This window comes from Halomonas sp. LBP4, assembly GCF_003202205.1.
GTDB lineage: Bacteria > Pseudomonadota > Gammaproteobacteria > Pseudomonadales > Halomonadaceae > Halomonas > Halomonas flagellata.
Map to the genome: position 1 here is coordinate 63962 of NZ_PDOG01000004.1, position 6338 is coordinate 70299.

At 69.2% G+C, this 6338-nt stretch carries 7 protein-coding genes and 1 pseudogene; 3 read left to right on the forward strand and 5 right to left on the reverse strand.

The window, feature by feature from the left end; genetic code table 11:
- Window positions 1-151 precede the first annotated feature (151 nt).
- Together CR157_RS13705 and CR157_RS13710 are read left to right on the forward strand one after the other, a co-directional pair.
- Window positions 152-838 (forward strand): HAD family hydrolase, encoded by a 687-nt coding sequence (locus CR157_RS13705; protein WP_110284099.1) that lies wholly within the window; start codon window positions 152-154, stop codon window positions 836-838.
- A gap of 74 nt (window positions 839-912) precedes the next feature.
- On the forward strand, window positions 913-1287 hold the full coding sequence (locus CR157_RS13710) for a translation initiation factor Sui1 (protein WP_110284100.1): 375 nt from the start codon (window positions 913-915) through the stop codon (window positions 1285-1287).
- Here the strand turns inward: CR157_RS13710 and CR157_RS13715 are convergent.
- Complete coding sequence (locus CR157_RS13715) at window positions 1268-2149, reverse strand: NAD-dependent protein deacetylase (RefSeq protein ID WP_110284101.1); 882 nt, start codon at window positions 2147-2149, stop codon at window positions 1268-1270. The genes CR157_RS13710 and CR157_RS13715 overlap by 20 nt on opposite strands.
- Window positions 2150-2245: 96 nt before the next feature.
- Here CR157_RS13715 and CR157_RS13720 point away from each other — a divergent pair, with 96 nt between their 5' ends.
- Window positions 2246-3157, forward strand: coding sequence for a nuclease-related domain-containing protein (locus CR157_RS13720; RefSeq protein WP_110284102.1), 912 nt, complete (start codon window positions 2246-2248; stop codon window positions 3155-3157).
- Window positions 3158-3166: 9 nt separating this feature from the next.
- Here the strand turns inward: CR157_RS13720 and CR157_RS13725 are convergent, their stop codons facing one another.
- From CR157_RS13725 to CR157_RS23220, 4 genes and pseudogenes are all read right to left on the reverse strand, one after another.
- Entirely contained in the window at window positions 3167-3946 is a 780-nt protein-coding gene (locus CR157_RS13725) for a ribonuclease T2 family protein (protein WP_110284103.1), read from the reverse strand.
- A 4-nt stretch (window positions 3947-3950) separates the two neighbouring features.
- A complete protein-coding gene (locus tag CR157_RS13730) occupies window positions 3951-5300 on the reverse strand; it encodes a deoxyguanosinetriphosphate triphosphohydrolase (protein ID WP_110284104.1) in 1350 nt (449 codons plus the stop codon).
- Window positions 5301-6016: 716 nt separating this feature from the next.
- Window positions 6017-6184, reverse strand: a pseudogene (locus CR157_RS13735) (helix-turn-helix domain-containing protein); the annotation flags it as partial.
- Window positions 6183-6338, reverse strand: a 156-nt coding sequence (locus tag CR157_RS23220; RefSeq protein WP_306766785.1) for a helix-turn-helix domain-containing protein, incomplete at its 5' end; no start/stop codon positions are given. The pseudogene CR157_RS13735 and the gene CR157_RS23220, both read right to left, overlap by 2 nt.

The window sequence follows — 6338 nt, forward strand, 5'->3', positions numbered from 1 at the left end:
CACCTTGAACAACCGCGGAAATGTAGTAATACTGTTAGGAAACAGCGTTCACAAAGTTATGGCGCGCACAAGCTCTCAATGAAAGCCGAGGCCTGCCGATATCAATGACACTGTTTTCTATCCGTCCATGACCTGCGCGAGATGACCGGCGATGGCATACGCTCCCTGCCTGCTCTTCGATTGTGATGGCACCCTGGTCGACAGCGAACCGCTGCTGGCCGCCGAGATGGCCAACGCCCTGAGTGCCGTCGGCCTACCCTTCCTCGCCAGCGACTACATGGGCGAATTCCGCGGCACCCGTTTCCGCCATATCGTCGCCGAGCTGCAGAGCCGCCATGGCCAGGTCGACCCCGACCACCTCGAGACCATGGAAATCGAGATGCGCCGCAACCTGATGCGTCGCCTGGAGACCGAGCTATTGCCGGTGCCCGGCGCCGCCGAGGCCCTCGCCGCCCTGGCCGACCATCCCATGGCGGTGGTCTCCAACGGCCCGGAAGCCAAGATCCGCGCCTCGCTGAAGAGCAGCGGCCTGGCCGAGTGCTTCGACGACCGCCTGTTCAGCGGCTACACCGCCAAGTGCTGGAAACCCGATCCCTGCCTGTTTCTCCATGCCGCCAGCATGATGGGCCATGCCCCGGAAGACTGTGTGGCCATCGACGACGCCATCGTCGGCGTCAAGGCGGCACTGGCGGCCGGGATGACGGTGATCCATCTCAACCGCTATCCGGACGCGGAGGAGACCCCGGAGGGCGCCATCATGATCAGCAACATGTTCCAGCTGCCCACGATCGTCGCCCGCCTGGTCAAGGCCCGCCGCACGGCCGTCTCCTTTTCCTGAACGTCCGCGCGCCATGCAAGCCGGCGCCGCGGGCGCTATCATCGGGCCAACACACTCGACGAAAGGAGCCCGTCATGGCCTCCCTGCAGGACCAGCTTCGCGGCCTGGTGTATTCCACCGAGCATGGCGACATCTGCCCCGACTGCCGTCACCCACTGGCTGACTGCCGCTGTGCCGAGCAGGCCGACGCGGCCCGTCTCGCGGCGCTCGACGGTGTCGTGCGCATTCGCCGCGAGACCAGCGGGCGCAAGGGCAAGGGTCTGACCACCGTCTCGGGCGTCCCGCTGGCGGAAGCCGAGCTCAAGGCGCTGGCCAAGGCACTGAAGAAGCGCTGCGGCACCGGCGGGGCGCTCAAGGAGGGCGTCATCGAGATCCAGGGGGACCATCGCGACCTGCTGAAGGGCGAGCTCGAGAAGCGCGGCTACCGGGTCAAGCTCGCCGGCGGCTGACGCCGCGGGACACCCCCACCTCCAGCGCCTCGCACAGAGCCACCAGGGCGTCGGCCGGGGCCTCCACCTTCAGCGCATAGAGGTCGTCGGCCCGGGTACGCCCCAGGTTGAGGCAGGCGATCGGCTTGCCGGCCCGGGACGCCGCCCGGGCGAAGCGAAATCCCGAGTAGACCATCAGCGACGACCCCACCACCAGCAGGGCATCGCTGGCGTCCAGCAGTCGATGGGCCGCCGCCACCGTCGCCTTCGGCACGCTGTCGCCGAAGAACACCACGTCCGGCTTCCAGATCCCGTCGCCGCAGCGATCGCAATTCGGTACCCGGAAGCCAGAGAAGTCCCGCTCCAGGTCGGCATCGCCGTCCGGCCCCACCCGGGCCCCCGTGGTCGCCCAGTGCGGATTGCCGCGCTCCAGTTCGGCATGCAGGGCATGGCGCATGCGCCGGGCACCGCAGCACATGCAGCGCACCAGGTCGGCCCGCCCGTGCAGGTCGATCACCCGCCGCGAGCCGGCCGCCTGGTGCAGGCCATCGACGTTCTGGGTGATCACCCCCGCCACCAGGTCCATCGCCTCGAGCCGGGCCAGGGCCCGGTGGGCCTCGTTGGGCCGGGCCTCGCTGAGCGCGCGAAAGCCCACCAGGGCCCGGGCCCAGTAACGCTGCCGGGCCGCATGGCTGGTCATGAACCGCTGATGCTGCATCGGCGGCGAGCGCTTCCAGTCGCCACGCTCGTCGCGGTAGTCGGGGATGCCGCTGGCGGTGCTGATCCCGGCCCCGGTCAGCACCGCCAGGCGCGGATGGCGCGCCACGAAGGCGGCCAGCGTCCGGAGATCGGGCGATAGCACCACCGGGGAAGGCTGCTGCATGACAAGGTCCTGCCGATGCCGAATGTATCCCGAGCATGGCCCCGAGGGGGCGAGGTTGTCTAGAATGGGGGCTCTCTCTCAGGGCAAGGAACCCCGATGGCCTGGCTGGAATACCTGCTCCCCCTGATCTTCCTCTTCCCCCTGGCCGCCACGGCGGTGATCGTGCTGGCACTGCGCAACCTGCATGACGCCCGGGTGCGCTCTCCCTTCGACGCCCACCCCCTGCGCGAACCTGGCCAGGCGCTGCGTGACCGGCTCGACCGCGCCTTCGCCGCGCTCTTCCTCGACGGTGCCCTCGGGCCCATCGTCACCCTGGCGCCGCTGGTCTACGGCATGGGCCGGATGCTCTTCGCCAGCCAGCAGAACTGGATCGAGTGGGCCCTCTACGGGGCGCTCAGCACCGTGCTGGTGCTGGTGTTCTGCCTGCTGCTGATCCGCGACTTCCAGCGTATCCGACGGCTCAAGCTGGGGCTGGCCTGCGAACTGGCGGTGGGCCAGGAACTCGAGACGCTGATCCGCCCCGAGGCCCACCCCTACTATGTCTTCCACGATGTCCCCACCGACAGCTACACCATCGACCATGTGGCGGTCACGCCCCACGGAGTCTTCGTGGTCGAGACCCGCGCCCGCACCCGCCCCTTCACGCCCGACGGCCGCGAGATCAATGTGGTCAGCGTGGAGCGCGAGCGCCTGCGCTTCCCCGGCTGGAGCGAGCGGGCGCCGCTGCTGAAGACCCGCCAGGCCACCCGCTGGCTGGCCGCCTGGCTGCAGAAGCGCACCGGCACGAGGGTGGCGGTGATGGGGGTGCTGACGCTGCCCGGCTGGGACATCGATACCAGCGAGGCAGCCAGCGACCTGCTGGTGATCAGTGGCGAGGACCTCTCGGAGCGACTCATCCGGACCCATCTGGGCGAGATCGACGACGCCACCCACGGCGCCGTGATCGCCGCCCTGCTCGAACGCGCCGCCCGGCTCGACGACGGACAGCTGCAGGGCCCGTCTATCTGACGCCGGACCTCAGTCGAAGGTGGCGATCCGCACCCGGGTGGCGCAGCGGCCACGATCCTGGCGCACCAGGCTCTCGGCCTCGGGAAACTCCTCCAGCCGGTCGACGGCGATGCCGATGCGGACCTCGGTCAGCAGCCGATTGCCGCGCCCGCGGCACTCCAGCCGCAGCGCCCGGCCGCTGCCCTCGCCGAAGGCCGCCTCGAAGGCGTGGATCAGGTCGTTGCGCCCTACCTCGCCGCCCTGGTTGAGTGCCACGAAGGCACCGAAGGCGCTCGCGTTGACCGTCTCGACCAGTGCCACGGAGGCGGCGAAGTAGTCCTCCTCGGGCAGGCCGAGGCAGGCGGCATGCTTGGCGTACTGGTAGCGGTCCAGGCAGCTGGCGCGCCCCGGCATGGCACCGTCCAGGGACTCGTCGAGCGCCTCGGGCAGGGTGAAGGGCGGGTGGGCGCGACAGAAACTCCCGTCGGCACGCGGCCGCTCGAGAAAGCAGCCGTCCTGCCACCAGCGCCGCCGGTCGATGCCCCGGCTGGCGAAGCGCTCGGGCAGCGAGGGCCACAGGCCGTGCAGCACGAAGCCCTGCTCGGCGCCCCGGCGCAGCTCGGGCTCGCGGCACTCCCGGGGCGGACGCGAGCGGCTCGCGCAGAAACCGGGGTGCCAGGTCAGCGCCAGGGTGTAGTGCGCGAAGCCCTCGCCCTGGAGCCGGTCCAGCGGCCCGTCGGCCGCGGCGACCGCTGCCAGCAGCAGCGCGGCCAGCCCGGTGAGAAGGCGCCCCTTCCAGCCCGTCGCCATCGCCTCAGTCCCCCTTCAGCCGCCCGCCCATCTCCTGGGCCAGGTCCACGGCGTAGTGGTCGGTCATGCCACCGATGAAGTCGAGCATGCGCCGGTAGCTGTCGTAGAGGCGCCAGGAGGGCCGCGGGGTGTTCTCCCCGATCAGCGCCAGCACCCGCTGGTGCTTGAAGGTGGAGCGGCCGGTGTGGTGCAGCTCATGGGCCGCCCCGATGAAGGCCTCCAGAAGAATCCCCAGCGTCGTATAAGCACCGATCTCCAGCTTGGCCTTGCGCTCGTTCTGGAAGATGCGCTCCCGGGCCAGCTGCTTGGCCGCGGCCACCCCCCAGCCCAGGTCCGGGTGACAGAGCTCCAGCAGGTCCTCCTGGAGGGTGCCGCTGCGCAGCGCGCTCTCGTGCTGAACGAAGACCGCGCCCACGTCGTTCACCGCCCGCTCCATGGCGGCGCCACGCAGGGCGGCGATACGCCGCCGCTGGGAGACGCCGTCACGCTGCATCTCGGCGTAGTCGGGCGGTGCGCCGCCGGCGATCTGGGTCAGCACCTCGGCCACCTCGTCGAAGCGCAGGATGCCCATCTCCAGGCCGTCCTCGAGGTCGAGCAGGGCGTAACAGATGTCGTCGGCGGCCTCCACCAGCCAGGCCAGCGGGTGGCGGCACCAGCGCCCCTCGCCGCGGGGCAGCAGGCCGAGGCGCTCGGCCACCTCGGCGAGCAGCGCCCGCTCGCTCTGGTAGCAGCCGAACTTGCCGGCCACGCCGCCGTGCTCCACCGTCCACGGATACTTGAGCAGGGTGCCCAGGGTCGCCGTGGTCAGGCGCATGCCGCCGCGAAACTGGTTGTACTCGATCTGGGTGACGATGCGGAAGCCCTGGGCGTTGCCCTCGTAGGTCAGCAGGTCCTCGCGCTCGAGCTCGGAGAGCCCCTCGAGCAGCCCGCTGCCGTCGGCCTCGGCACGCTTGAACCAGTCGCGGATGGCGTACTCGCCGGCATGCCCGAAGGGCGGGTTGCCAATGTCGTGGCCCAGGCAGGCCGCCTGGACGATCACCCCCATGTCCGCCGGGGTGATCCACTCGGGCAGCCGGTCGCGCAGCAGTTCGCCGACGATCATGCCCAGCGAGCGGCCCACGCAGCCCACCTCCAGCGAATGGGTCAGGCGGGTGTGGATATGGTCGTTGTCGGTGAGCGGGTGCACCTGGGTCTTGCGCCCCAGGCGACGGAAGGAACCGGCGAAGACGATCCGGTCGTGGTCCTTGTGGAAGGGGCTGCGGCCGATCTCGTCGCGGGCCCCGCCGGGGCGCTCGCCGCGCTTGTCGTGCAGGCGACTCGGGTCGAGCAGCCGCTCCCAGTTCATCTGCGTCATGCGATCTCTCCTTGGGAGCCCCATTCTGGCAGCCTCGGAAGCCGTCGCCCAGCCCGATGACGAGGTTGCGCATTGGTACCAGTCCCGGCGCCGAGGTCACGCCTGCGGGGTCTGACCCTGACGAATCCCCGCGTTTTTCTCGACATTGATAGCTTGTTCGCCGAAGAAGGCGCCGAGGCTGCCCCTATGGGGTCAGACCCCAGCCAAGTCGCGAAGCCCGTCATAGTGCGTCTTGCGAGCGGATTCGACGCCGCCGGGGTCTGACCCCATAGGGACCGGCAGCGCTGGCAACCTGCCACCCACCCATGCCCAACGCATTGATAATGCAGAAATATTTCTGGGGAGGCCTCAGGGTCTGACCCTGTGGCTGCACACGTTTTTCTCGACATTGATAGCTTGTCCGCCGAAAAAGGCGCCGAGGCTGCCCCTATGGGGTCAGACCCCAGCCAAGTCGCGAAGCCCGTCATGGTGCGTCTTGCGAGCGGATTCGACGCCGCCGGGGGTCTGACCCCATAGGGACCGGCAGCGCTGGCAGCCCCCACCCACCCATGTCCCATTCATTGATAATGCTGAAATATTTCAGGGAGGCCTCAGGGTCAGGCAAAAGGCGCGGCCTCGGCGGCCTCGCCGGTCTTGTGGAGAGCGCCCCGCCGGTATGCTTGAGCGCCGTCTCGATCAGGATCTTCTCGTGAACTCTGGAGAGCGGGACCGCTTCCTCATTCCCCATCGGCCAGCGCCGGCAGCAGCGTCTTCAGCTTGCGGGTCAGGGTATTCCTGCCCCAGCCCAGCAGCTCGGCGGCCTCGCCCTTGCGGCCACCGGTATGCTTGAGCGCCGTCTCGATCAGGATCTTCTCGTGAACTCTGGAGAGCGGGACCGCTTCCTCACTCCCCGTCGGCCAGCGCCGGCAGCAGCGTCTTCAGCTTGCGGGTCAGGGTATTCCTGCCCCAGCCCAGCAGCTCGGCGGCCTCGCCCTTGCGGCCGCCGGTATGCTTGAGCGCCGTCTCGATCAGGATCTTCTCGTGAACTCTGGAGAGCGG

Excerpts from the sequence above, each read along its gene's own strand:
- CR157_RS13705 (WP_110284099.1), top strand. The coding sequence starts at position 152 with ATGGCATACGCTCCCTGCCTGCTCTTCGATTGTGATGGCACCCTGGTC.
- CR157_RS13710 (WP_110284100.1), top strand. The coding sequence starts at position 913 with ATGGCCTCCCTGCAGGACCAGCTTCGCGGCCTGGTGTATTCCACCGAG.
- CR157_RS13715 (WP_110284101.1), bottom strand. The coding sequence starts at position 2,149 with ATGCAGCAGCCTTCCCCGGTGGTGCTATCGCCCGATCTCCGGACGCTG.
- CR157_RS13720 (WP_110284102.1), top strand. The coding sequence starts at position 2,246 with ATGGCCTGGCTGGAATACCTGCTCCCCCTGATCTTCCTCTTCCCCCTG.
- CR157_RS13725 (WP_110284103.1), bottom strand. The coding sequence starts at position 3,946 with ATGGCGACGGGCTGGAAGGGGCGCCTTCTCACCGGGCTGGCCGCGCTG.
- CR157_RS13730 (WP_110284104.1), bottom strand. The coding sequence starts at position 5,300 with ATGACGCAGATGAACTGGGAGCGGCTGCTCGACCCGAGTCGCCTGCAC.